Origin of the sequence: Hyphomicrobium zavarzinii ATCC 27496 (genome assembly GCF_000383415.1) — a bacterium.
In the GTDB taxonomy this organism is placed as follows: Bacteria; Pseudomonadota; Alphaproteobacteria; order Rhizobiales; family Hyphomicrobiaceae; genus Hyphomicrobium_C; species Hyphomicrobium_C zavarzinii.
The window spans coordinates 550,273-574,201 of record NZ_KB911257.1; the positions used below are offsets into that span (position 1 = coordinate 550,273).

The following is a 23,929-nucleotide window of genomic DNA, read 5'->3' on the forward strand; positions in this document are numbered from 1 at the left end:
GCCTGCCGAACAGGCGCGCTCACAAGATCAGAACACATAGAGAAAACGCCCCAAGAGACGAGGTCAAGTGATGGACATCCGGGCTGCAGAGATCACCTCGATCCTGAAAGATCAGATCAAGAATTTCGGTAAGGAAGCTGAAGTTTCCGAGATCGGCCAAGTGCTGTCGGTCGGTGACGGCATTGCGCGCGTCTACGGTCTCGACAATGTTCAGGCCGGCGAGATGGTCGAGTTCCCGGGCGGCATTCGCGGCATGGCTCTCAACCTCGAAGCCGACAACGTCGGCGTCGTTATCTTCGGCGACGACCGCACGATTCGCGAAGGCGACACCGTCAAGCGGACCGGTGCCATCGTGGAAGTTCCGGTCGGCAGGGGTCTGCTCGGCCGCGTGGTCGACGGCCTCGGCAACCCGATCGACGGCAAGGGTCCGATCCAGTCCGACAAGAAGATGCGCGTCGACGTGAAGGCGCCCGGCATTCTGCCCCGCAAGTCGGTGCATGAGCCGATGGCAACCGGTCTCAAGGCGGTGGACGCTCTCATCCCCGTCGGCCGCGGCCAGCGCGAGCTCATCATCGGTGACCGCCAGACCGGCAAGACGGCGATCATTCTGGACACCTTCCTGAACCAGAAGTCCGTCAACGCCGGCACCGACGAAGGCGCAAAGCTCTATTGCGTGTACGTCGCCGTCGGCCAGAAGCGCTCTACCGTCGCTCAGTTCGTCAAGGTTCTCGAAGAGCGCGGCGCCCTCGAATACTCCATCGTCATCGCCGCCACGGCCTCCGACCCGGCTCCCATGCAGTACCTCGCGCCGTTCACCGGCTGCACCATGGGCGAGTACTTCCGCGACAACGGCATGCACGCCGTGATCGCCTACGACGACCTCTCCAAGCAGGCCGTCGCTTATCGCCAGATGTCGCTTCTGCTGCGTCGTCCGCCGGGCCGTGAAGCCTATCCGGGCGACGTTTTCTATCTGCACTCTCGTCTGCTCGAGCGCGCCGCCAAGCTCGGCGACGCCGCCGGCAAGGGCTCGCTCACCGCGCTCCCCGTCATCGAGACGCAGGCCAACGACGTGTCGGCCTACATTCCGACCAACGTGATCTCGATCACCGACGGCCAGATCTTCCTCGAGACGGACCTCTTCTATCAGGGCATCCGTCCGGCCGTGAACGTCGGTCTCTCGGTGTCGCGAGTCGGCTCGTCGGCACAGACGAAGGCGATGAAGCAGGTTGCCGGCAAGATCAAGGGCGAGCTCGCCCAGTACCGCGAAATGGCGGCCTTCGCGCAGTTCGGCTCGGATCTCGACGCCGCCACGCAGAAGCTGCTCGCACGCGGCGCACGCCTCACCGAGCTTCTCAAGCAGCCGCAGTTCTCTCCGCTCAAGATGGAAGAGCAGGTTGCGGTGATCTTCGCCGGCACGCGCGGCTATCTCGATCCGCTGCCGGTCTCGGCCGTCGGCAAGTTCGAGCAGAGCCTGCTTGCAGCGCTCCGCGACGAGAAGTCGATTCTCGCATCGGTCGCCGCCGAGAAGGCTCTTTCTGCCGACGCCGAGAAGAAGCTGGTCGACCTGCTCGACGGCTTCGCCAAGACCTTCGTCGCTTAAGTCAGCAATGCCCGTTCCGCGAAGCCGGATACGATCCGGTGCTTCGCGGGAGGGCTAGGGCCGAACTCTCGAGGACGCTCGAATGCCGAGCTTAAAAGATCTCAGAAACCGCATCGCCTCCGTGAAGGCGACGCGTAAGATCACGAAGGCCATGCAGATGGTGGCCGCGGCGAAGCTTCGCCGTGCGCAGGAATCCGCAACTGCCGCCCGTCCTTACGCCGAGCGCATGGACGCGGTTCTGGCCGCGCTGAACCAGCGCGCGAGCCGTGAAGGGGCCTCGCCTCTCCTCGTCGGCACGGGCAAGGATCAGGTTCATCTTCTGATCGTGATGACGGCCGAGCGCGGTCTCTGCGGCGGCTTCAACAACAACATCTCGAAGCTTGCACGCGCTGATGCCCAGAGGCTGATCGCGGCCGGCAAGACGGTGAAGATCCTCACGGTGGGCCGCAAGGGCGCGGACAACCTGCGCCGCGATCTCGGCCGCAACATCGTCGAGCGTCACGACCTGCGTGGCGTGCGCCAGCTCGGCTTCTCGAACGCGGAAGAGATCGCCAACAAGGTGCTCGCCATGTTCGAGGCCGGTGAGTTCGACGTTGCGACGCTTTATTTCGCCGAGTTCAAGAGCGTCATCGCGCAGAAGCCGACCGCGCTTCAGCTCATCCCGGCCAAGCTGCCGGAGACGAGCGCCGCAGACGATGCCAAGGCGGGGGCTGGACAGTCGGTCGTCGACTACGAGCCCGACGAGGATGCGATCCTCGGCTACCTGCTCACGCGCAACATCGCCACGCAGATCTTCCGCGGTCTGCTCGAGAATGCCGCGTCCGAGCAGGGCGCACGCATGAGCGCCATGGACAACGCCACGCGCAACGCTGGCGAGATGATCAACAAGCTGACCGTGAAGTACAACCGTCAGCGTCAGGCGAACATCACCAAGGAACTCATCGAAATCATCTCGGGCGCGGAAGCGCTCTAGGGCAATCGTGTGCAGGTCCCGGCTGGTAGAGCGTCGAGGAGTTGACAATGGCATATAGAACGACAGCAACGACGAAGGGCGGCCGTGACGGCCGAGCGGTCCTCGCCGACGGCAAGCTCGCTCTCGCCATGTCGCTTCCCAAGGAGCTCGGCGGATCGGGCGAAGGCCACAATCCCGAGCAGCTCTTCGCGCTTGGGTATTCGGCCTGCTTCGGCCAGGCGATCCTCGTGCTTGCAAAGAAGCACGGGCTCGATGGCCAGGCGGCGCGCGTGACGGCCGATGTGACGCTCAACACCACGGACGGCTTCTCGCTCGCCGTCGATCTCAAGGTTTCGCTTCCCGGTGCCGATCCGGCCGCGCTGCAAGCGCTGGTCGAGGAGGCCCATCAGATTTGTCCCTATTCAAAGGCGACGCGCGGAAACATCCCCGTGACGCTGTCGATCGCATAGTGAGACCGATGAGTCACGCTTCGGACTAAAAGGGTCCGAAGCGATCATGGTCTGAGCATTTTGGCTGGAGAGGAAAATGGCAAGCAAGGTTGGTAAGGTTCGTCAGGTTATGGGCGCTGTCGTCGACGTGCAGTTCGACGGCCATCTGCCGGAAATTCTGAACGCCCTCGAAACCAAGAACCAGGGCAACCGCCTCGTTCTCGAGGTTGCGCAGCATCTCGGCGAGAATACCGTGCGCACCATCGCCATGGACTCGACCGAAGGTCTCGTGCGCGGCCAGAGCGTCGAGGACACCGGCGCGCCGATCTCGGTTCCGGTCGGCGAGGAGACCCTGGGCCGCATCATCAACGTCATCGGCGAGCCGGTGGACGAAGCAGGCCCGGTGAAGACCAACGCTACGCGCGCCATCCACCAGCCCGCTCCGCAGTTCGCCGATCAGGCGACGGAAGCGCAGATCCTCGTGACGGGCATCAAGGTCGTCGACCTGCTCGCTCCGTACGCCAAGGGCGGTAAGATCGGCCTGTTCGGCGGCGCCGGCGTGGGCAAGACCGTTCTCATCATGGAGCTCATCAACAACATCGCGAAGGCACACGGCGGCTACTCCGTGTTCGCGGGCGTCGGTGAGCGTACGCGTGAGGGCAACGACCTCTATCATGAGATGATCGAGTCGAAGGTCAACATCGACCCGAAGAAGAACAACGGCTCGACCAAGGGCTCCAAGTGCGCCCTCGTGTACGGCCAGATGAACGAGCCGCCGGGCGCTCGTATGCGCGTCGCTCTCTCGGGCCTCACGGTCGCCGAGGACTTCCGCGACAAGGGCCAGGACGTGCTGTTCTTCGTGGACAACATCTTCCGCTTCACGCAGGCCGGCTCGGAAGTGTCCGCTCTGCTCGGACGTATTCCTTCGGCGGTGGGCTATCAGCCGACGCTCGCCACCGACATGGGTGCTCTCCAGGAGCGCATCACCACCACGCAGAAGGGTTCGATCACCTCGGTGCAGGCCATTTACGTGCCCGCCGACGACTTGACCGATCCCGCGCCCGCCACCTCGTTTGCTCACTTGGACGCGACGACGGTGCTTTCGCGTACCATCGCAGAAAAGGGCATCTACCCGGCAGTCGACCCGCTCGACTCGACCTCGCGCATGCTCGATCCGCGCATCGTCGGCGAGGAGCACTACCAGGTTGCCCGTAAGGTGCAGTCGATCCTCCAGCGCTACAAGGCGCTGCAGGACATCATCGCCATTCTCGGCATGGACGAGCTCTCGGAAGAGGACAAGCTGGCCGTGGCCCGCGCCCGCAAGATCGAGCGCTTCATGTCCCAGCCGTTCACGGTCGCGGAAGTGTTCACGGGCTCGCCCGGCAAGCTCGTGTCGCTCGCCGACACCATCAAGGGCTTCAAGGGTCTCTGCGAGGGCGACTACGACCATCTGCCGGAGCCGGCGTTCTACATGGTGGGCTCGATCGACGAGGCCATCGCTAAGGCCGAGAAGCTGGCTGAGGCCGCCTGATAGAGTCCTAGAGTCGTCCGGCCGGCACCGGCCGGGCGATCTCGCGTTTGCGTCTGTCTAGAAGTGAAATCCGGTCGCAAGGCGACGGAGCGGGGGTTGAGATGGCAGGTGGAGACGCTCAGAGCTTTGGCTCTTGCTGCGAAGAACTGAAAGAGGCGATGAGCGGCGAGGAGTTCGAGCCGCTGATCACGGTCGGTGACGACGGCGTGCTCTACATGTCCGTCGGGCTCGTGGAGCTCGAGGACGAAGAGCCGGGCATGGTCGATCATCCGATTTTCTTCTGCCCGTTCTGTGGCAAGGGCGTGCAGACGCCTGACGAGGTCAGGGCGAAGGCGGGTGACGACGAGGACGACGACGCGTAAGCGCGCCGTCGCCTTCCGCGGCCTGCGGATCGCACGGGTGCGCGGGCCGGTTCAGAATTTGAGGAAGAGAAGCCAATGGCTCAGACGTTCACATTCGAGCTGGTCAGCCCCGAGAAGGTTCTTCTTTCGGGCGAGGCAGAGCAGGTTCAGCTCCCGGGCGCCGAGGGCGACATGACCATTCTCCCCGGCCATTCTCCGCTGATTTCCACGCTGCGGCCTGGTGTGATCGACGTGGTGCTCGCCGGCGGCAAGTCGCGGGTCTACGTGCGGCAGGCGTTCGCACAGGTGGAGCCCGATCGTCTGACGGTGCTCGCCGAGAAGGCTTACGACGTCGCGGAGCTGAACGCTTCGGCGATCTCGACGCAGCTTTCCGAGGCCGAGGCCGAGCTGGCTCAGGCCAAGACCGACGAGCAGCGTCTCGTTGCCAACCAGGCAATCGCTGCGCTCTCGGCGCTCAAGGCTTAAGCGCCTTTTCGGTTGTGAAATTGAAAAGCGCCCGGCGTTGTCCGGGCGCTTTTGCTTTGAAGCGCGCCTCGTGTCCGATCCTGGACTTGCATCGTGACGTGTCTGGGCCCCGACCGCCCATGCGGAGCATGGCTTCGCCATGACGTCGGGGTGACGAGACATTCGTGGCAGGCGTTTCCCACAACAGGGCCGTTATCCCGGCGCAGGCCGGGATCCAGATACGCACACGTTGAAAAAAGGGAACGGCTACTTCTGCTCCGCCAAGTCCAGCTTGCGGCCCATGCGGCGGAGGAGCTGACCGACGTTTGCGAGCAGGTTGTGCTCGATGGCGAAGTAGATGCGCTCGCCTTTGAACTTCTTTTTCTCCGCATCCCACGGGAAGAGCAGAACAACGTCGAACTCGATCGGCTGGCCGGTGGAAGGCAGGCCCATGAGATCGCCGTGGTGGACGCCGTTGAAGTGCGCTTCCTCGACCACGCCCTGGGGGCCGATGAAGACGTTGACCACGGAGAAGCAGTTCTCCGGAAACGCCTTTAGGAAGCCGTCGTAGAACTTGGCCGCGCCCTCGTGGCCGTTCCAGACCTTGCCGTTGTTCAGGATGGTGTAGACGCAGTCTTCGGTGAGGGTGGCGAGGAGGCCGGGGATGTCGCCGCGATGCTCGGCGGCGATGTGATCGAGCCAAAGCTCCTTGATGCGATCGTATTCGGCCTGATCGAATGGCTGGCCGGTCTGGTAGTTCGCGCCATCGTTGAAGGGGGGCAGCGTTCTCGTCAAGGTGCGTGTGGACATGTGCTGAACTCGGCGGGTCTGCGTTTAAAACGGCGGGCGGCGGATCTTGAGGGAACGTGGGAATACAACAATCGGTTCAGCTCCGCCGGGGCGAGAGCCGTTGGATTATCAAATTCGTATAGCCAGCAGGCTGGGTGACCAGATTGATCGGAATCAGATTTGATCCGTGTTCGATCGCTCTTTCATTTCAGCTTTGGGCGAGATAGGCAAATCTCTCTACGACGGTTTGGTAAACGGGCCGCTTGAACGAGACGATGAGGTCGGGAAGCTCCGACATCTCGCGCCAGCTCCATCGGTCGAACTCGGCTTTGCCATTGCGCGGGCGGATGTCGATCTCGCTGTCGTCGCCCCAGAACCGCATGGCGAACCAGCGTTGGCGCTGGCCGCGGTACTTGCCCTTGAGGGCAACGCCGACGAGCGGCTCGGGCAGGTCATAAGTCAGCCATTGGGGAATTTCGGCGATGACGTCGGCGCTGGTGATTCCCGTCTCCTCGCGCAACTCGCGATAGGCTGCCTCGATCGGTTCCTCACCCTTGTCGATACCGCCCTGCGGCATCTGCCAGATGTAGCCGGATTTGTCTCCGCTCCACTTCGGCAGGCGGCGGCCGGTCCAGACGCGGCCGGTCTTGTTTAGAAGCATGATGCCGACGCAAGGCCTGTAGGGAAGCTCGCGGGATTTGGAGATGTGGCTTAGCTCTGTGTGCTTCATGGGTGTGGGCGGACCGGCGTTCGCGTGCGGAACCGGCGCCTGAGCCGGGGTCACGATTGTCCCGCCTTCGATAGGGTTCGAACGGGAATCATGGTTCCGGGCCCGCGTGGCGCCGAACTATTCAAACGACATCATACCCGCGAAGTTAGCGAGTTTTTGTCAGCCCGTCTGTGCCGTGCGGAATATCGGTGGGTTAGCCGGCAGGCTTGCCGAGGAGGGGCTCGAAGATGCGGAGCACCTCCAGGTACACGTCCCGCTTGAAGGGGACGATGGCGGCCGGAAGCTCCTCGGCTGAGGCCCACCGCCATGTGACGAACTCGGCGTTCGGGGTGCCGGGGATGCCGAGATCGATCTCGGATTCTGCGCCGAGGAAGCGGGCGGCGAACCACTTCTGACGCTGGCCGCGGTAGCGGCCGCCCCAGGCGACGCCGATCAGATGAGGTGGCAGATCGTAGGTCAGCCAGCTCGGTGTTTCCGCAATAATCTCAACGGTTTTGATGGCGGTTTCCTCGCGCAGCTCGCGCAAGGCCGCTAGGCGCGGGTCTTCGTTCTCATCAATGCCGCCTTGGGGCATCTGCCACCAGGTTCCCTGTCCTTCGGCATCGCCCGGCATGTCGGCGCGCTGGCCCACCCAGATACGTCCCTCGCGGTTCAGCACCATGATGCCGACGCAGGGGCGATAGCTGAGGGTCGCGGGATCCGGCTTGGGCGTGCTCATGCGGAAGGCTCGTTCTGTTGGCGGGCTGTTTGGCGTGGAAACGGCGATGGGCGCCGATCAGCGCCCATCTCATGGTCTCATCCGGTCACTATGCCGCAGGGGCAATGCCGGTTCAGGTTTCCGCGCCGGAGCCGAAGCTCTCGGCGCGATCTCATGCGAGCAACCGGTGTCAGTTCGGAACCGTGCTCTTTTCGTTAGCGCCCGGGGTGGACGGCGGCTGGGCGGGCTTGGCAACCGTCTCACCGGTCGCGGTTCCGCGCAGGAAGCTCAGGGCGTACTGGAGCTGGGTGTCCTTCTCGGGCTCCTTCGGCACGTAAGCCGACGATCCCGATTCCTCCTTCGGCTCTTCCTTGGGTTCTTCCTTACCGGCCTCGGTCTTTTCCTTTTCGGCGTTCTTCTCAGCCTGCTCGGCCTTGAGCGCATCCTCGCCCTTGAGGTGTCCGCGCAAGCTCGCCTCGCCGCGGGGCTTCTCGGTGGTCTTGCCCTTCAGCTCCTCGGGAAGCTCCTGCTCGATGACGATATCCGGATCGATGCCCTTCGCCTGGATCGAGCGGTTCGACGGCGTGTAGTAGCGAGCCGTGGTGAGACGGATCGCGCCGTTGGCGCCGAGCGGGATGATGGTCTGCACCGAGCCCTTTCCGAACGAGCGCGTGCCGATGATGGTGGCGCGCTTGTGGTCCTTGAGGGCGCCGGCCACGATCTCCGACGCGGAGGCAGAGCCGCCGTTGATCAGCACGACGATGGGCTTGCCTTCGGCCGTGTCGCCGGGGCGAGCCTGGGCGCGCTGCGTCTCCTCGTTGTTGCGGCCCTTGGTCAGCACGATGGCGCCGCGCTCCAGGAAGTCGTCGGACACGGCGATGGCCTGATCGAGAAGGCCGCCGGGGTTGTTGCGCAGATCGATGACGAAGCCGCGCAGCTTGGGACCGATCTCCTTCTTGAGGGCGTCCATCGACTTCACGAGGTTGGCGTGCGTCTGCTCGTTGAAGGTGGTGACCTTGAGATAGGCGATGTCTCCCTCGGCGCGGGCCTTGACGGCGTTGATGCGGATGAAGTCGCGGACGATCTTCACGTCGAATGGCTCGTCCTTGCCTTTGCGCACGACGGTCAGCGTGATCGGCGTGTTGACCGGGCCGCGCATCTTCTCGACGGCCTGTTCGAGCGTGAGGCCCGAGATCTGCTCGCTGTCGAGATGGGTGATGAGGTCGTTGGCCTGGATGCCGGCCTTGGAGGCGGGTGTGTCGTCGATCGGCGAGACGACCTTGACGACGCCGTTCTCCATCGTGACCTCGATGCCGAGGCCGCCGAACTCGCCGCGCGTCTGCACCTGCATGTCGCGGTAGTTCTTCGGGCTCATGTAAGAGGAGTGCGGGTCGAGGGCGGCCAGCATGCCGTTGATCGCGCTCTCGATCAGCATGGTGTCGTCCGGCTTCTCGACGTAGTCGGAGCGGACGCGCTCGAACACGTCACCGAAGAGATCGAGCTGGCGATAGAGTTCCGAGTTCGGCGAATTGGCCGAGTACGTTTGCGAGACGTTCAGCACGGTGGTGGCGCCGGCGAGACCCGTCATCGTCAAAAACGTCCAGAACACCAGATCGGTCTTGCGCATTATTCCTGTACCTTCTGATCAGAGGCGGCCCACCATGGATCCGAATCTATGGGTTGCCCGTCCTTGCGAAACTCGATGTAGAGAACGGGCGCGCTGGCTTGCGGCGCCGCTTGGCCCATTCCCGTCTTTTCGGACGCCAATTGTGCTGTGCGAGGTGCGCTACTCATCGTCCCGATCGGCTCGGCGGCCAATACAAACTGTCCGGGGCCGACATCCATTTGTGACAATCCGGCCACCAGCACATGATACCCGCCGCCGGCGTTGATGATCAAGAGTTGCCCGTAGCTTCTAAATTCTCCGGCGTACACGATCCAGCCGTCGCAGGGTGAGGTCACCCTGGCGCCGAACCGGGTTTCCAGGACGAGACCCTTGGACGTTCCTCCATATTGGGTTTTGTCGCCAAAACCCAAGGCCCTGCGCCCGCGCGCGGGGAGAGGCAGCTTGCCTTTCGCGTGCTGGAACTGGATGGCGGGCGTGATCCGGTCCGGCTTTCCGGGCATCAAGGCGGTCGTGGACGGGGCCAGCTCGACGATCGAGGAGGGTTTCTCGCGCGCCGGCGGCGGGGTCATCATCGCCACTTCCTCGGCCCGCTGGGGGGGGGCCGGCGGGGCGCTGTCCACGGCGGTATCCGGCGCGATGGTGCGGGCGGCGGGGACGGCTTCGGAGCCCGCGGGCGCTTTCGGCGGAGTGGCAGGCGGCAGCATGGCGACAACCTGCTGGTCTTCCGGCTTCTCCGGGGGCGACAGCGTTGGGGTGGTGTTCACCTGCTGGCTCAGCCGGGCGATCAGCTCGCTCAAGTCGCTGACGTTTTTCGAGATCTCGGCGGTGGCCTCGCGCACCTGCTTCAGCTCGGCCTGACGGTCGGCCAGCGATTGCTTCTTGGTTTCGAGCAAGCTCGCAAGGCGTGTCTGAGTGGCGTTCAGCCGGTCGCGTTCGGCGCGCAGGTTGTCGCCTTCGCGGCGGATGTTGTTCATGATGCCCACCAGCTCGTTGAGCTTGGTGGTGAGCACGCGGGCTTCCTCGCGCAGCCCCGGGAAGGCAATGCCGAGCAGCATGGCGCTTCGCACCATCTCGAGCGCATCCTCGCGCTGGGTGATGATCACCGGCGGCGGGTTGCGCCCCATGCGCTGGAGGGCTGCGAGGATTCCCGAGATCTTGCTGTGCTCCTTGGCAAGGGAGGCGCGGACGGCCTGCTCCTGCTTCTCGAAGCCGGCGAGGCGGTTCTCGATCGCCGTCATCTGCTCTTCGCTCTTCTGGACGAGCGCGGCGGTCTCGACCAGGCGCGCGTTGATCTCGCGCCGCTCGTCGGCAATGCTGACCAGATCCTTCTGAAGCTCGCGATCACGGGCTTCCTTTGCGGCAAGCTCGCTTTTCTGGTTCTCGAGCTTCCTTGTCGCGTCGTCCGTCGATTGGGGTGTTTGGGCTGGCGCGGCGGACATCACAGCGCCGGAAGCGGCCATCGCAAGCGTCAGCGCCGCCGCGATGCGGCGGGCGCGTTGCTTTTCGCTGGAGGTCGCAATCCTGGTTCGGCTCACACCCTAGCCCATCTGGCCCGACTGAGATGACCCGTGCCGTACGCCGCACCACCGACCCTGGTCTTCATGGTCTCATAAATCTGACATTCGGCGGGATGCCGGCTCGGCGCCCCGCGATCGATCAACTTTCGTGTCCGCGTTCCGGCGCACCGGCCGGACGCGCGCTTTGCGTTCGATTTCCCCAGCGAGCGGCCCCTCGGCATCCCCACGCCGCGGCCTCATCCCAAGGGCGCTGTTTAACCTACGATCGCGCCGGAACAAACACTCCGGAGCAACCCTTGCCACGCGTCCCTTCCCGAGGGGGCGCAGCCGAACCTACAACGCCCGGATAAGTGGTTAGAATTAGGGCACGGGAGCGCAAACAAAGTTTGAACAACGTACGGGGGCGAGCGGCGCCGGATTGCGCCGAGAGGGCCGCATGGTATTTGAAGCGAGCTAACCTTACGTTAGGATACCGACGTCCCGAAAATCGAGGCTTTTTCGTATGCAATCCGCAATGTACTACCTGTCGACAGGCGCGGTGTTCGCGGTCCTGATCGTGCTTCTGATGGGACTGTGGGTCATGACCCGGGGGCGTAGCCCCAACCTCAGCCAAAAGCTGATGCGCTGGCGTGTCGGCCTGCAGTTCGCCGCCATCGTGATGATCGTCGCGTACGTCTACGTCAAACAGCACATGTGACGGGTCTCAATGGCTCTTTTTCGCGTCGGAAAGCGGTTCCCACTTTGACGCAAGCAATCTAGTGTGAGCGCCGATTGGGGGATTTGCTTCACGATGGTCAAACTCAACAAGATCTACACGAAGACGGGCGATGCCGGCACCACGGGCCTCGGCACAGGGGAACGCGTGCGCAAGGATGCGCTGCGGATCGCGGCCTACGGCACGGTGGACGAAACCAACGCCACGCTCGGCATGGTGCGCATCCATCTCGCGGGGCATCCGGGCCTCGATGCCAAGCTCGGCCGGGTGCAGAACGACCTGTTCGATCTCGGTGCGGATCTCTGCGTGCCGGACCGGGGGAAGGCGCTGGGGTTCGAGGCGCTGCGCGTCTCGGACGATCAGGTCACGCGCCTCGAAGCCGAGATCGACGAGATGAACTCAGAGCTTAAACCACTGAAATCCTTTGTTCTTCCTGGCGGATCTCCGGCATCGGCGGCCCTGCATGTGGCGCGGACGGTGTGCCGGCGCGCGGAGCGTGAGATGGTGGCGCTGGCGGCCCAGGAGGACGAGCCTGTGAGCGCCGCGGCCCTCAAGTATATCAATCGTCTTTCCGATTTCCTTTTCGTGGCGGGGCGCTACGTGAACGACCGGGGCCGCAGCGACGTGCTGTGGGTGCCAGGGCAAAACCGCTAAAAGCTGCTTGTGGATCGAGCCGAGGGGGACCGAGCCATGTTTGTTCCGCTACACGACGAGAACTCCCTGAAATCGATCCGCTTTCAGTATGTGACGATCATGCTGATCGCGATCAACGTGATCGTGTACCTGTTCGAGGTGACGCGGCTCGAGGAGGTGGCGATCGCCAGTTTCGCCATTGTTCCCAGGGAGTTGTTCGATACCAGCCTGCTGCCGATCCCGACCGAGTCCATGGGGCCGGCGGTGCCCGAGCGGCTGACGCTGCTGACCTACATGTTCTTCCACGGCGATGTGCTTCATCTTGCCGGTAACATGCTTTTTCTTTGGGTCTTCGGCGACAACGTCGAAGATGCCATGGGGCATCTCAAGTTTCTCTTCTTCTACTTGGCATGTGGCGTGGCGGGCGGCTTGCTGCACGCCTGGGTCGAGCCCGGCTCGGAAAGCCCCTTGATAGGGGCCAGCGGGGCGGTGGCGGGCGTGATCGCCGCCTATCTCGTTCTGCATCCCCGGGTCCGGGTGTGGGTGCTGGCCCTCAAGGCCATTCCGCTCCGGATCTCGGCTGCTTTCGCGCTGGGGCTGTGGATCCTCATCCAGGTCGTCATGGTGCTGCTGCCGCAGGTGGGACCGGTGGCCTGGTGGGCGCATATCGGCGGGCTGATTGCGGGTGCGGTGCTGGTGGTTTTTCTGCGCCGTCCGGGTGTGCCGCTGTTCGACAGGGGGTATGGTTACGGAAGCTGATCCGTGTCCTGCCAATTCGGGCGGCAGAAGTCCTTCTGCTGGCCGCATTGACTTGAACCCTGGCGGCTCGTAGTTTCCTCTCTCGCACTTGCGAAGGGCTTGTAAAGTCAGAGGTCACTCGAGTTTATGCCATGGGGCTGGCGCCGGTGACATCGAAGGGAGACGGGCAGCGCAGGTGGGCCGCGAGTTCGTTCTCCCGCGGGCAAATTTCGGAACGTAAAAAACCAGGAAAGCAATGACCAGAACAAGGCAGTGCGCCGGGGAGCGCCGCGCATCATGAAGATCCTCGTCGCGGTGAAACGAGTTGTCGATTACGCGGTCAAGATCCGCGTCAAGGCGGATGGATCAGGGATCGAGCTGGCCAACGTCAAAATGTCCATGAACCCCTTCGACGAGATCGCCGTCGAGGAGGCTGTCCGGATCAAGGAAAAAGATCCTGCGACTGAAGTCGTCGCGGTGTCGATCGGAACCACGAAATCACAGGAGACGCTGCGGACCGCGCTCGCCATCGGCGCCGATCGCGCGATCCTCGTCGAGACGGCTGACGATACGCCGGTCGAGCCGCTCGCGGTCGCCAAGCTTCTGCGGGCTGTCGTCGAGCAGGAGAAGCCCGACCTCGTCGTTCTCGGCAAGCAGGCCATTGACGACGACAGCAATCAGACGGGCCAGATGCTCGCTGCGCTGCTCGGCTGGGCTCAGGGTACGTTCGCATCCAAGGTCGTTCCCGAAGGCGGCGCCGTGAACGTGACGCGAGAGGTGGACGGCGGTCTTGAAACGGTGAAGCTCACGCTTCCCGCGATCGTCACCACGGACCTGCGCTTGAACGAGCCGCGCTATCCTTCGCTTCCCAACATCATGAAGGCGAAGAAGAAGCCGCTCGATGTGAAGAAGCCCGCCGATTACGGCGTCGATGTCGCCCAGCGTCTCAAAGTGCTCAAGACCACGGAGCCGCCGGTGCGTAAGGCCGGCGTGAAGGTGGCGGATGTGGCTGAGCTGGTGCGCCGTCTCAAGACCGAGGCGGGGGTGATCTAATGGCTATTCTTCTTGTTGCGGATCATTCCAACTCGGCGCTCGGCGCCAGCACCGGGAAGGCGCTGACGGCCGCCAAGGCCATCGGCGGCGACGTGCACGTGCTGATCGCTGGCCACGCCGCGCAGGCGGCTGCGGAAGCTGCTTCCAAGCTCGACGGCGTTGCCAAGGTGCTGGTGGCGGACGCCCCGCATCTCGCCAACGGTCTCGCCGAGGAAATCGCGGCGACCGTAGTCTCGCTCGCGGGCAACTACGACACGATCATCGCGCCGGCCACGGCCTCGGGCAAGAACGTGCTGCCGCGCGTGGCTGCTCTGCTCGACGTGATGCAGATCTCCGACATCATCAAGGTGGTTTCGCCGGATACGTTCGAGCGGCCCATCTATGCCGGCAACGCCATCCAGACGGTGCAGTCGACGGAAGCCAAGAAGGTGATCACGGTGCGGACGGCTGCGTTCGCGGCGGCATCCGAAGGCGGCTCGGCTCCCATCGAGAGCGTTTCGGCTGCACCCGCCGTCGGCATTTCCTCTTTCGTCGGCGCGGAGCTCACGAAGTCGGACCGGCCCGAACTCACTGCCGCCAAGATCGTCATCTCCGGCGGCCGCGGCATGGGCAACGGTGAGAATTTCAAGACCTACATCGAGCCGATCGCGACGCGTCTCGGCGCGGCGATGGGTGCCTCGCGCGCAGCGGTCGATGCGGGCTTCGTGCCGAACGATCTGCAGGTCGGCCAGACCGGCAAGGTGGTCGCTCCCGAGCTCTATGTGGCCGTCGGCATCTCGGGCGCGATCCAGCATCTCGCCGGCATGAAAGACTCGAAGGTCATCGTCGCGATCAACAAAGACGCCGAAGCCCCGATCTTCCAGGTCGCCGACTACGGTCTCGTTGCGGATCTCTTTCAAGCCCTGCCGGAACTCGACGCGGAACTCGGCAAGGCCGGACTTTAAGATCAGGGGGCGTTTGATCGAAAGATCGGGCGCCCTACAGTTTTGGCGTCGCGTTTTCTACGACGAACCGGTGCGTATGCCGGATTTTCATGCGCAGCGTGGCCCCGACATGATGCCGGGACAGGCTCCGCAGGATGTGCTCCGGCGGGCCCGGGACAAGAAGGACATTCACCATGGATGTTGCAGTCAAAGCCAAGCCGGCCGTTAGACCGGTCCCGGTCATCAAGCAGGTCGGTGTGATCGGCGCGGGCCAGATGGGCAGCGGCATCACGCACGTCATCGCGCTCGGAAAGTACGATGTGCTGCTGACCGATGTCCGCAAGGAAGCGGTCGACAAGGCGATCTCGACGATCGAGAAGAATCTTGGCCGTCAGGTGGCCAAGGGCGTCGTCAACGAAGCCGACATGAAGGCGGCGCTCGGTCGTATCCAGTTCGCGCCGAACCTCGACGCGCTCGGCGACTGCGATCTCGTGATCGAGGCGGCCACGGAGGATGAGTCGGTCAAGCGGCGCATCTTCCAGGAGTTGTGCCCGAAGCTGAAGCCGTCCGCGCTGCTTGCGACCAACACGTCGTCGCTTTCGATCACGCGGCTCGCCTCCACCACGGACCGGCCCGAGCACTTTATCGGCATGCATTTCATGAATCCGGTGCCGCTGATGGAGCTTGTGGAGCTGATCCGCGGCATTGCCACCGAGGACGACGTGTTCGGCGTGGCGCGCACGTTCGTGGAGAGCCTGGGCAAGACCACGGCCGTCTCCGAAGATTTCCCGGCGTTCATCGTCAATCGCATTCTGCTGCCGATGATCAACGAGGCCGTCTACACGCTGTATGAAGGCGTCGGCACGGTCGAGGGGATCGACAAGGCGATGCGGCTTGGCGCGCACCATCCCATGGGGCCGCTCGAGCTGGCCGACTTCATCGGCCTCGACACGTGCCTCGCGGTGATGCAGGTGCTGTACGAAGGGCTGTCGGACTCCAAGTATCGTCCCTGTCCGCTGCTCGTGAAGTATGTCGAGGCAGGCTGGCTCGGCCGCAAGACGAACCGCGGGTTCTACGACTATCGCGGCGAGAAGCCGGTTCCGACGCGCTGATCCGCGCGGGCATTCGCCATGACACAGGCGGGGAAAGTGGCGGTGGTGACCGGCGCCGGAAGCGGCATCGGCCGTGCGGTTGCCGTCGCGCTGTTCAACGCGGGCTTCGACGTGGTGCTCGCCGGGCGCCGTCAAGCCGCGCTCGACGAGACGCTCGATGCGTGCACCGCCCGCCCGGGACGCAAGCTCGCGGTCGCCACGGACGTCGCCGATGAAGCGGCCGTCCTGCGCCTCTTCCAAAAAACCGAAGAGGCCTTCGGGCGGGTCGATGTGCTGTTCAACAATGCCGGCATCTCGGCGCCGGCCGTTACCATCGACGAGCTTCCTTTTGAGAGATGGAAAGCGGTTGTCGGCGTCAATCTGACCGGGGCCTTCCTCTGCGCGCAAGCGGCGTTTCGAATGATGCGGCGGCAGATGCCGCGGGGCGGGCGCATCATCAACAACGGCTCGATCTCGGCGGTGACGCCACGCCCCTTCTCCGCGCCCTATACCTCGACCAAGCACGCGATCACGGGGCTCACCAAGTCTCTCTCGCTCGACGGGCGCGCTTTCGATATCGCCTGCTCGCAGATCGATATCGGGAATGCGGAAACCGAGATGACGGAGCCGATGGCGCGCGGTGTGTTTCAGGCCGACGGCAGCGTGAAGCCAGAGCCGCGGTTCGATCTCGCCCATGTGGCCGATGCGGTCGTCTACATGGCCAGCCTTCCGCTCGATGCCAACGTTCAATTCATGACGCTGATGGCCACAAAGATGCCCTTTGTCGGGAGAGGATGAGGTTTCAGGGGGCGATTGGGCACCTACGGTTGCGCGCATTCCGCGGTTCAAATAGATCTTGCTGGGTCTCTTTGAAGGGTCGCGCAGCCGTTGATCGTCGCGCCAACAGGGGGAAACGGGCGGGATGCTCTCAAACATCGGCAGGATATGCTTTCGGCTGCTGGCCCCGTGCGCGTTGGTCGCGCTCGGCGGTTGCGCATCGATGCAGGATCTCGCCGGTATTCCCCGCGCCGGGTATCAACCCGACGGAACCTATCTGGTGAGCGAGGACGAAGAGAAGCTGGCGTGCCGGCAGATCAAGGATCGCCTCGACATCCTGAGCCTTCAGATCAAGAGCTTACCCGCCAGGGCGGCGGTGGAAGAACGGAGCCGGCCGACGACGGTGGGCGCCGCGCTTGGCCGCATGTTCGGCGGGCCGGGTGACGGGCTCAAGGCGACGAGTGATTTCCAGCGCGCCACCGCCGAGAGCGACGCGCTTCATGCTCTCGCCGCGAAGAAGCAGTGCGTTTGAGGCCTCTGCTTTTCTTGCGTTCGCGGCGGGTGAAACAAAAAGGGCGGGCGTCCTTGTGAGACGGCCCGCCAGAGTCTGAAATCGGCTCCATGAATTTCCGGCTTTTGCCAGGGGCGCGGAGAGGCCTTCAGGAGCGTCCGAGGCTTAGTCCTCGAGCTCGCGCTTCACGATGTGGCCGCCGCGGATATCGACGTCATAGACGCGGCCGTTGGCATGGCGGGCATCGTCGACCTCCCACTTTCCGTCATCGCGCTCGATCTTGCGCCAGGAGACGAAGCCGTTGGCGCTGAGGACGGCCTCGACGCGGGCGCGCTCGGCAGGGTTCGGCGGGCGGTCGCCGGCGGAAGCGGAAGAGGCAAGCGCTGCCGTGGCGAGGGCGGGCACTGCGAGGGCCAGCATCAATTTCTGCATATTCAATCTCTTTCTCTTCAAACGTTGGCGTTTGGCCGCGTGCGGTTGGGAAGCCTCAGAAACCGCGCACGACGTTTTCGACAGACACAAACTAGGAGATCGCCCCTGACGGCCCCCTGATGGGCTCTGTCAGCGAATTGTCAGGCGGATGTCGATGGACTTGCCGAGGCCGGTGCGGAGGTCAGGATCTGCGCGGGGCGGTTTCGAAGCTCAGGGTCGCCGTGAGGCCCGGATTTGCGTTTTTCAGGGTCAGCGTGCCGCCCCAGGAGTCGACGATGTCCGTCACGATGGCGAGGCCGAGGCCCGCGCCCGATCCGCGCTCGTCGAGGCGTCCACCGCGGCGGAGCGCTTCGGCCAAGTGCCCCTCGGGGATGCCTTGCCCGTCGTCGGTGACCGAAAGGGTAATGCAGGTGCCGTCGCGGCGGGCGGTTATGGTGACGGCGTGGCGTGCGTGGCGCGCGGCATTCTCGATCAGGTTGCCCATGGCTTCCGACAGGTCGTCGCGATCGATGGGCGCGTTGAGGCCGGCAGGGACGTCCACGATCCAGTCGAGGCGCTCGCCGTCGGGGGTGCGCTGGACGACGCGGATCACCTGCTCGATGGCTGTCGCGACGCTGGTCTCCGCGCTCCGGTTGGGGGCAGCGAGGCGCGCGCGCGCCAATTCACGCTCGACGGTTCTCTGCATGGTGCGGGTGACCGTCGAGAGATTGAGAGCGACGTCCGTCTGTCCGCCTTTGGCCAAGCGCTCGATTTCAGTCTGCAGAACCTGCAGCGGCGTTCTGAGGCCGTGGGCCAAGTCTCCGGCTCGGCTCTTGGCGCGGGCGAGCTCGGCGTCGCGCGCGTCGATCAGATCGTCGATCTCGTGGGCGAGCGGGCGAACCTCGTCGGGAAAGCTCGATCCGAGGCGCTTGCTCTTACCGGAGCGGATGGCGGCAAGTTGCGTGCGGACTGCGGCTAGGGGCTTCAATCCGATGGTCACCCAGATCCAGGTCGCGGCGAGGAGAAGCGCGCCGATGATAGCCAGGAGGGGCGTGAGATCGACGGCAAACTCGCGGACGGCGTTGGAGATCTCCGCCGCGTCCCAGGCCACCGCGATGCGTGCCGTGCCGCCGCCCATGCGCGGAGGAAGCTCGATACGGCGTTGCAGGAGGTAGAGCTGGGCTTTCGCGGGGCCGACGATGTGGTGATGGTGGATCTGGTCGTCGACGTTCGGCTCCGCGGGAAGCGCCAGCTCCGAATCCCACAGCGAGCGTGAGCGGAGCACTGTTCCGCTCTCTTCGTGCACGATCTGCCAATAGAGGCCGGAGAGGGGGACGTCGAAGCGAGGATCGGCGGGAGACGTCTGAAGCCGGATGCCGCCTTCGGGCGCGGGCTCGAGATGCGCGGTGAGCTGGTTGAGGTAGACGGTCAGCTCGGCGTCGATGCGCCGCTCGACGTGCCGTTCGAAGAGAACGGTCAGGCCGTAGGCAGCGAGCGCGAGCGCGATAGCGGTCGAGACGGCGCCCGCCAGCAGAAGCCTGAGGCGCAGCGAGCCGAGTCTCATTCGGGGGCGCCTGCAACCATGTAGCCGAACCCGCGCCGTGTCTGGATGACGTCTGCGCCGAGCTTCTTGCGCAGGCGCGTGACGACGGCTTCGAGCGCGTTGGCGTCTCGTGCGTCGTCGTCGCCGTAGAGGTGCTCGATCAGCTCACCGGGGGAGACGACGCGTCCCTTGTGATGCAGCAGGTAAGCGACGAGGCGATATTCGAGCGGAGAGATCGCGACGTTCGTGCCGTTCACGAGGACGCGCATCTGGCGCGTGTCGATGGAGATCGGACCCGACTCGATGACCGGCGACGCGTGGCCGGCCGCGCGGCGGATGAGGGCACGCACGCGCGCCATCAGCTCCTCGATCTGAAACGGCTTTGCGAGGTAATCGTCGGCGCCGGCGTCGATGCCCTCCACGCGCTCCGGCCAAGCGCCCCGCGCGGTGAGGATCAGCACCGGCATCTGCCGCCCGGCGGTGCGCCAGCGCTTGAGGACCGCGAGGCCGTCCATCTTGGGGAGGCCGAGGTCGAGCACCACGAGATCAAAGTCCTCGGTGTCGCCCAGAAACCAGGCTTCCTCTCCGTCGGCCGCGATGCGTGGCTGATAGCCGGAAGCCGCGAGCGCGGCGGAAATGCCGGATGCGATCTGCGGCTCGTCCTCGACCACGAGAATACGCATCAGTCGTCGTCCTCGATGCTCAGGATCTCGCCGGTCGCTGCATCGACGTCGACTTCCTTCAGCCGTCCGGCGGAATCGATGACGTCGAATTCATAGACGAAGCGGCCGCCCTTCTCGACGTCCAGCTCGACGCCCAGGATCTTGCCCGGCAGCTTCGGTTTCACCTGCTCCGTTATGTCGGACAGGGATTTGATACGGCCTTCGAGCAGAGCCTTGCGGGCCAGGGCCTGATCGCGCGCGTCGTTGTCGGCGTGGGCCGCTGGGGCCGCTACGACGAGGGACAGCGCCAAAAATAGCGCGTGAGAGGGTGTGGTTCGAGACAGTCTCATAGGGGCGATTTATGCACGTTTTCTGCTGACAAACCGCTGACAGCGGCCATCAGCGAGGGATCAGCGGGGTTGAGCGAGGATGCGTCGACCGGACGACATCTGCGTCCGGTCGCATACAACATAAACGGAGATGATCCTATGAAGAAGCTGTTGGCCGTGTCGGCCCTGTCTCTCGCTCTCGCCGCACCCGCGTTCGCCGGCGACGACTACACCGGGCCGCTGAATGTGCCGCGTGATCAGTGGCTTTCGATCTCGGACGTGATCAAGAAGATCGAGGGGCAGGGCTACAAGGTGCACGAGATCGAGGCGGACGACGGCGCCTACGAGTTCGAAGGCACCAACGCAGACGGCGTTCGGGTGGAAGCGCACGTTCATCCGGCGACCGGCGAGATCCTGAAGGGCTATCGCGACTGAAGTCCGCGGATATGGTTTGCTCCGGCGGCATCGGACCGCCGGAGCCCGGTCTCAGAAGATCTCTTTCATCCGCGGCGCTTGCGCGTTGCCGCGGCCTTACGGGCAGAGGCCGATCTTGCGGCTGCCGGGCGCGCGGCTGATGCTTTGCCGCCGAGCTTTCCGCCCTTGTGGGCCGCGGGATTTCCGGTCGATCGGCCGCGGCCCGAGCCGCCGGGTTTCTTGTCGCCGCCGTCGTCCTTGTTGACGGTTGCCCACGCGCGGCGCTCGGCTTCCTTCTTCTTCACGCCCCGCTTCTCGTATCCCTTGGCGATGTGGTCAGCCTTGCGCTCCTGCTTGACGGTATACTTGCTCTTGTCTCCTTGCGGCATGATGTCCTCCATGGCCACAGACGCTCATCAAGAACATCGGCTTTGCGGTTCGGTTCCGCCTGAGCTTGCGCCTGCTCTTCCGAGGCGACTCGCTGCTTTGGTCTAGGGTGCCGGTTTTGATGTTGCTCTCCGCTCCGTAGACCGCCAAACGTAGCGGCGTGACGCCATCGTCAGATGGCCGCTCGATTCACATCTTGGATACGAGGCCGGAACGAATGACAGAGACCTTTCGTGTGCTCATCGCGGATCCGATTCACGAGGACGGGCGCAAGCTGCTCGAGTCGAGCGACAAGCTTTCCGTCAATGTCGCAACCGGGCTCGACGAGGCCGGGCTCATCGCCTGCATCGGGCGTTACGATGCGCTTATCGTACGCTCAAAAACGCGCGTCACAGCGCCGGTCATTGCGGCTGGAACTTCGCTCAAGGTGATCGGGCGAGCTGGTATCGGCGTCGACAACATCGATGTGCCTGCCGCGACGGAACGCGGCATCGTTGTATTCAACACACCCGACGCCAACGCGACGACGACCGCAGAGCTGACCATCGCTCATCTTCTTTCGCTCAGCCGTCATTTGCCGCAAGCCGATCGCTCCGTGCGGCGCGGTGAGTGGCAGCCCACGCGCTATGTCGGCGCGGAGCTTGCAGGCAAGACTATCGGCGTCATCGGTTTTGGCACCATCGGGCGGCTGGTTGCGGCGCGATGCTCGGGCCTCAAGATGCAGGTGTGGGCCTACGACCCGTTCGTTTCTCCGGAAATCCTGGCGCAGTCGGGTGCGGAGCCGCGGGAGCTCGACGCCTTGCTCTCGGGCGCGGACTACGTGACACTGCATTGTCCGTTGATCGATAAGACGCGCAATCTCATCGATCAGAGCCGCATCGCGAAGATGAAGCACGGCGCACGCCTTATCAATTGCGCACGGGGCGGGCTGGTCGACGAGACGGCGCTGTTCGAAGCCTTGCAGAGCGGGCATCTGGCAGGCGCGGCGCTCGACGTGTTCGTGAAGGAGCCGCCGAAGGATTCGCCGTTGCTCAGCCTCGACAGCGTGGTCGTTACGCCGCATCTCGGCGCGTCGACCGAGGAGGCGCAACAGGCCGTGAGCGTCAAGATCGCGGAGGACATCGCCCGCTTCCTGACGAGCGGGGCCGCCGAGACGGCCGTCAACCTGCCGCGCATCTCGAGCGAGCAGTTCAACCGCACGCGGCCCTATCAGGAGTTGGCGCATGCGCTAGGCCGGCTCGTGGGCTCGCTCAGCCACGGACCCATCAGTGAGCTGGTGGTGCGGCTCTATGGTAGTGTGGCGGAGCTCGATGCGCGCCCCATTACGGCGGAAGCGCTCGTCGGACTGCTCGACAAGCGCCTCGCGGGGCCAGTCAATCGGGTGAATGCCACGCATCTTGCCCGCGCGCAGGGCATCGAGGTGCGGGAGTCGCGCTCGGAGCTTGCCCGGGATTACGTGTCGCTCGTGGAAATCAGCGCCGTGACCAAGACGGCGACGACGACGGTTGCGGGCACGCTACTCGGCGGGCGGCTGCCGCGCCTCGTGCGGATCGATGCCTACGATGTCGAGGCCGTGCCAAAGGGACATTTCATCTTCACACGTCACCTGGACCGGCCGGGTGTGGTGGGCGCGCTCGGCGGCATTCTGGCGCGTGAGGCGATCAATATCTCGCGTATGCATGTGGGTATCGACGGGGCCGGCGCCGGAGGGCAGGACCACGCCATCGCGCTCATCAGCATCTCGGCGCCGCTTGCGGACGCAGCGCTTGCCGAGATTCAGGCATTGCCAGCGGTGGCGCAGGTCGTAACCTTCGAGCTTTGATCGTTCGCTGCCTCCAGATTTTCATCGAAACCGGATCGCTTGCCTCATGACGCTTTCGAAGCCTTCTCAGCGCCCCTCGAACCCGCGTTTCTCCTCAGGGCCTTGTGCCAAGCGTCCCGGGTGGAATCCGGACGCGATCGGGGATGCGTTTCTGGGCCGATCTCATCGCTCGAAGGAGGGCAAGGCGCGCCTCAAGCTCGCGATCAGCAAAACGCGCGAGCTGCTGGGCCTGCCGGCCGACTATCACATCGGCATCATGCCGGGCTCCGATACGGGTGCGTTCGAAGCGGCGCTGTGGTCGCTCTTGGGCGCGCGGGGCGTGGATGTGCTGGCATGGGAGAGCTTCGGCAAAGGTTGGGTCACCGACATCGTCAAGCATCTTCGCGTCGAGGACGTGCGCGTGATCGAGGCGGACTATGGCGCGCTTCCCGATCTCGGCGCGGTCGATTTTTCGCGCGATGTCGTGTTCACCTGGAACGGGACGACGTCCGGCGTGCGCGTTCCCGATGGCCGCTGGATTGCGGATAATCGCGAAGGGTTGACGCTGATCGACGCGACGAGCGCGATCTTCGCGCAGCCGATCGATTGGGCGAAGGCGGACGTGGTCACCTATTCCTGGCAGAAGGTGCTGGGCGGGGAAGGTGCGCACGGCATGCTGATCCTGAGCCCGCGCGCCGTTGCGCGGCTTGAGAGCCATACGCCAGCCTGGCCGCTGCCGAAGCTGTTCCGCCTCGTGAAGAAGGGTAAGGTCGATGCGGCGATCTTCGAGGGCGAGACGATCAACACGCCATCGATGCTATGCGTCGAGGATTATCTGGATGCGCTGGCCTGGGCCGAAACCGTTGGCGGCCTGCAGGGCTTGATGGCGCGGGCAAACGCCAATGCAGGTGTGCTGTTCGACTGGATCGCGCGGACGCCGTGGGTCGCCAATCTGGCGATCGATCCGGCAACGCGGTCCAACACGTCAGTCTGCCTCAAGATCGTCGATCCCGAGGTCCTGGCGCTTCCCGCTGCCGAGCAGGCGGCCTTCGTGAAGGCGCTGGCACTGCGGCTCGAGGCGGAAGGCGTGGCCTTCGACATCGGCTCCTATCGCGATGCGCCGCCGGGTCTCAGGATCTGGACGGGTGCCACGGTGGAGACGGGTGATCTCGTAGCGCTCACGCCCTGGCTCGACTGGGCCTTCTCGGCAGGCAAGGAAAAGCTCAGGTAGGACGTTACGCGA

Annotated in this window: 27 protein-coding genes; 17 read left to right on the top strand and 10 right to left on the bottom strand. The window is 64.2% G+C overall.

All coding sequences use genetic code 11. The features are described 5' to 3' along the window. Positions 1-70: 70 nt before the first annotated feature. The 6 genes from atpA (at position 71) to F812_RS0110495 (ending at position 5,359) form a co-directional block, all read left to right on the top strand. Positions 71-1,600: a F0F1 ATP synthase subunit alpha gene (gene atpA, locus F812_RS0110470; protein ID WP_020085927.1), complete on the top strand. Its 1,530-nt coding sequence runs from the start codon at positions 71-73 to the stop codon at positions 1,598-1,600. Positions 1,601-1,682: 82 nt separating this feature from the next. Then, complete coding sequence (locus tag F812_RS0110475) at positions 1,683-2,573, top strand: F0F1 ATP synthase subunit gamma (protein ID WP_020085928.1); 891 nt, start codon at positions 1,683-1,685, stop codon at positions 2,571-2,573. A 47-nt stretch (positions 2,574-2,620) separates the two neighbouring features. Continuing rightward, positions 2,621-3,022, top strand: a complete 402-nt coding sequence (locus F812_RS0110480) for an organic hydroperoxide resistance protein (protein WP_020085929.1) — start codon at positions 2,621-2,623, stop codon at positions 3,020-3,022. 76 nt (positions 3,023-3,098) lie between these two features. After that, entirely contained in the window at positions 3,099-4,532 is a 1,434-nt protein-coding gene (gene atpD / locus F812_RS0110485) for a F0F1 ATP synthase subunit beta (protein ID WP_026868023.1), read from the top strand. 101 nt (positions 4,533-4,633) lie between these two features. Continuing rightward, complete coding sequence (locus F812_RS0110490; protein WP_026868024.1) at positions 4,634-4,894, top strand: hypothetical protein; 261 nt, start codon at positions 4,634-4,636, stop codon at positions 4,892-4,894. A 75-nt stretch (positions 4,895-4,969) separates the two neighbouring features. Further along, on the top strand, positions 4,970-5,359 hold the full coding sequence (locus tag F812_RS0110495) for a F0F1 ATP synthase subunit epsilon (RefSeq protein ID WP_020085932.1): 390 nt from the start codon (positions 4,970-4,972) through the stop codon (positions 5,357-5,359). A 246-nt stretch (positions 5,360-5,605) separates the two neighbouring features. Here the strand turns inward: F812_RS0110495 and F812_RS0110500 are convergent, their stop codons facing one another. The 5 genes from F812_RS0110500 to F812_RS0110520 all read right to left on the bottom strand — a co-directional run bounded on the left by F812_RS0110500 (position 5,606) and on the right by F812_RS0110520 (position 10,716). After that, positions 5,606-6,148, bottom strand: a complete 543-nt coding sequence (locus F812_RS0110500) for an ester cyclase (protein WP_020085933.1) — start codon at positions 6,146-6,148, stop codon at positions 5,606-5,608. Between the two features lie 187 nt (positions 6,149-6,335). Continuing rightward, a complete protein-coding gene (locus tag F812_RS0110505) occupies positions 6,336-6,857 on the bottom strand; it encodes an RNA pyrophosphohydrolase (protein WP_020085934.1) in 522 nt (173 codons plus the stop codon). Positions 6,858-7,050: 193 nt separating this feature from the next. Further along, positions 7,051-7,575, bottom strand: a complete 525-nt coding sequence (locus F812_RS0110510) for an RNA pyrophosphohydrolase (RefSeq protein ID WP_020085935.1) — start codon at positions 7,573-7,575, stop codon at positions 7,051-7,053. Positions 7,576-7,744: 169 nt separating this feature from the next. Next, positions 7,745-9,181: a S41 family peptidase gene (locus tag F812_RS0110515; protein WP_020085936.1), complete on the bottom strand. Its 1,437-nt coding sequence runs from the start codon at positions 9,179-9,181 to the stop codon at positions 7,745-7,747. Further along, entirely contained in the window at positions 9,181-10,716 is a 1,536-nt protein-coding gene (locus F812_RS0110520; protein ID WP_020085937.1) for a murein hydrolase activator EnvC family protein, read from the bottom strand. Before F812_RS0110520 ends, F812_RS0110515 begins: the two co-directional genes overlap by 1 nt. Positions 10,717-11,200: 484 nt before the next feature. On the opposite strand from F812_RS0110520, the gene F812_RS0110525 reads away from it, so the two are divergent. The 8 genes from F812_RS0110525 (at position 11,201) to F812_RS0110560 (ending at position 17,160) form a co-directional block, all read left to right on the top strand. Beyond that, positions 11,201-11,395, top strand: a complete 195-nt coding sequence (locus tag F812_RS0110525) for a twin transmembrane helix small protein (protein ID WP_026868026.1) — start codon at positions 11,201-11,203, stop codon at positions 11,393-11,395. 93 nt (positions 11,396-11,488) lie between these two features. Next, positions 11,489-12,067 (top strand): cob(I)yrinic acid a,c-diamide adenosyltransferase, encoded by a 579-nt coding sequence (locus F812_RS0110530; protein ID WP_020085939.1) that lies wholly within the window; start codon positions 11,489-11,491, stop codon positions 12,065-12,067. A gap of 36 nt (positions 12,068-12,103) precedes the next feature. Continuing rightward, positions 12,104-12,805 (top strand): rhomboid family intramembrane serine protease, encoded by a 702-nt coding sequence (locus tag F812_RS0110535; RefSeq protein WP_020085940.1) that lies wholly within the window; start codon positions 12,104-12,106, stop codon positions 12,803-12,805. Between the two features lie 276 nt (positions 12,806-13,081). After that, on the top strand, positions 13,082-13,837 hold the full coding sequence (locus F812_RS0110540) for an electron transfer flavoprotein subunit beta/FixA family protein (RefSeq protein WP_026868027.1): 756 nt from the start codon (positions 13,082-13,084) through the stop codon (positions 13,835-13,837). Next, positions 13,837-14,781 carry an electron transfer flavoprotein subunit alpha/FixB family protein gene (locus F812_RS0110545; RefSeq protein ID WP_020085942.1) on the top strand — a complete coding sequence of 315 codons (945 nt, stop codon included), beginning with the start codon at positions 13,837-13,839 and terminating at the stop codon, positions 14,779-14,781. Before F812_RS0110540 ends, F812_RS0110545 begins: the two co-directional genes overlap by 1 nt. A gap of 173 nt (positions 14,782-14,954) precedes the next feature. Next, positions 14,955-15,872: a 3-hydroxybutyryl-CoA dehydrogenase gene (locus F812_RS0110550; protein WP_020085943.1), complete on the top strand. Its 918-nt coding sequence runs from the start codon at positions 14,955-14,957 to the stop codon at positions 15,870-15,872. Between the two features lie 18 nt (positions 15,873-15,890). Continuing rightward, positions 15,891-16,649, top strand: a complete 759-nt coding sequence (locus F812_RS0110555; protein ID WP_026868028.1) for an SDR family oxidoreductase — start codon at positions 15,891-15,893, stop codon at positions 16,647-16,649. 202 nt (positions 16,650-16,851) lie between these two features. After that, positions 16,852-17,160 carry a hypothetical protein gene (locus F812_RS0110560; protein WP_156827357.1) on the top strand — a complete coding sequence of 103 codons (309 nt, stop codon included), beginning with the start codon at positions 16,852-16,854 and terminating at the stop codon, positions 17,158-17,160. 144 nt (positions 17,161-17,304) lie between these two features. Here F812_RS0110560 and F812_RS0110565 read toward each other — a convergent pair whose 3' ends face one another. The 4 genes from F812_RS0110565 to F812_RS0110580 form a co-directional block, all read right to left on the bottom strand. Beyond that, on the bottom strand, positions 17,305-17,571 hold the full coding sequence (locus F812_RS0110565; protein ID WP_020085946.1) for a PepSY domain-containing protein: 267 nt from the start codon (positions 17,569-17,571) through the stop codon (positions 17,305-17,307). 181 nt (positions 17,572-17,752) lie between these two features. Further along, positions 17,753-19,114 carry a sensor histidine kinase gene (locus tag F812_RS0110570; RefSeq protein ID WP_020085947.1) on the bottom strand — a complete coding sequence of 454 codons (1,362 nt, stop codon included), beginning with the start codon at positions 19,112-19,114 and terminating at the stop codon, positions 17,753-17,755. Further along, on the bottom strand, positions 19,111-19,776 hold the full coding sequence (locus F812_RS0110575; RefSeq protein ID WP_020085948.1) for a response regulator transcription factor: 666 nt from the start codon (positions 19,774-19,776) through the stop codon (positions 19,111-19,113). The genes F812_RS0110570 and F812_RS0110575 overlap by 4 nt, the downstream gene beginning before the upstream one ends. After that, positions 19,776-20,066, bottom strand: a complete 291-nt coding sequence (locus tag F812_RS0110580) for a PepSY domain-containing protein (protein ID WP_020085949.1) — start codon at positions 20,064-20,066, stop codon at positions 19,776-19,778. The genes F812_RS0110575 and F812_RS0110580 overlap by 1 nt, the downstream gene beginning before the upstream one ends. Positions 20,067-20,243: 177 nt before the next feature. On the opposite strand from F812_RS0110580, the gene F812_RS0110585 reads away from it, so the two are divergent. Next, positions 20,244-20,519 carry a PepSY domain-containing protein gene (locus tag F812_RS0110585; RefSeq protein WP_020085950.1) on the top strand — a complete coding sequence of 92 codons (276 nt, stop codon included), beginning with the start codon at positions 20,244-20,246 and terminating at the stop codon, positions 20,517-20,519. Positions 20,520-20,584: 65 nt separating this feature from the next. Here the strand turns inward: F812_RS0110585 and F812_RS0110590 are convergent, their stop codons facing one another. Continuing rightward, positions 20,585-20,887, bottom strand: coding sequence for a hypothetical protein (locus F812_RS0110590; protein WP_026868030.1), 303 nt, complete (start codon positions 20,885-20,887; stop codon positions 20,585-20,587). Positions 20,888-21,102: 215 nt separating this feature from the next. Between F812_RS0110590 and serA the strand changes: the two genes are divergently transcribed. Both serA and F812_RS0110600 read left to right on the top strand, forming a co-directional pair. Then, on the top strand, positions 21,103-22,707 hold the full coding sequence (gene serA / locus F812_RS0110595; RefSeq protein WP_020085952.1) for a phosphoglycerate dehydrogenase: 1,605 nt from the start codon (positions 21,103-21,105) through the stop codon (positions 22,705-22,707). 46 nt (positions 22,708-22,753) lie between these two features. Then, positions 22,754-23,917 carry a phosphoserine transaminase gene (locus F812_RS0110600; protein ID WP_020085953.1) on the top strand — a complete coding sequence of 388 codons (1,164 nt, stop codon included), beginning with the start codon at positions 22,754-22,756 and terminating at the stop codon, positions 23,915-23,917. Positions 23,918-23,929: the final 12 nt, after the last annotated feature.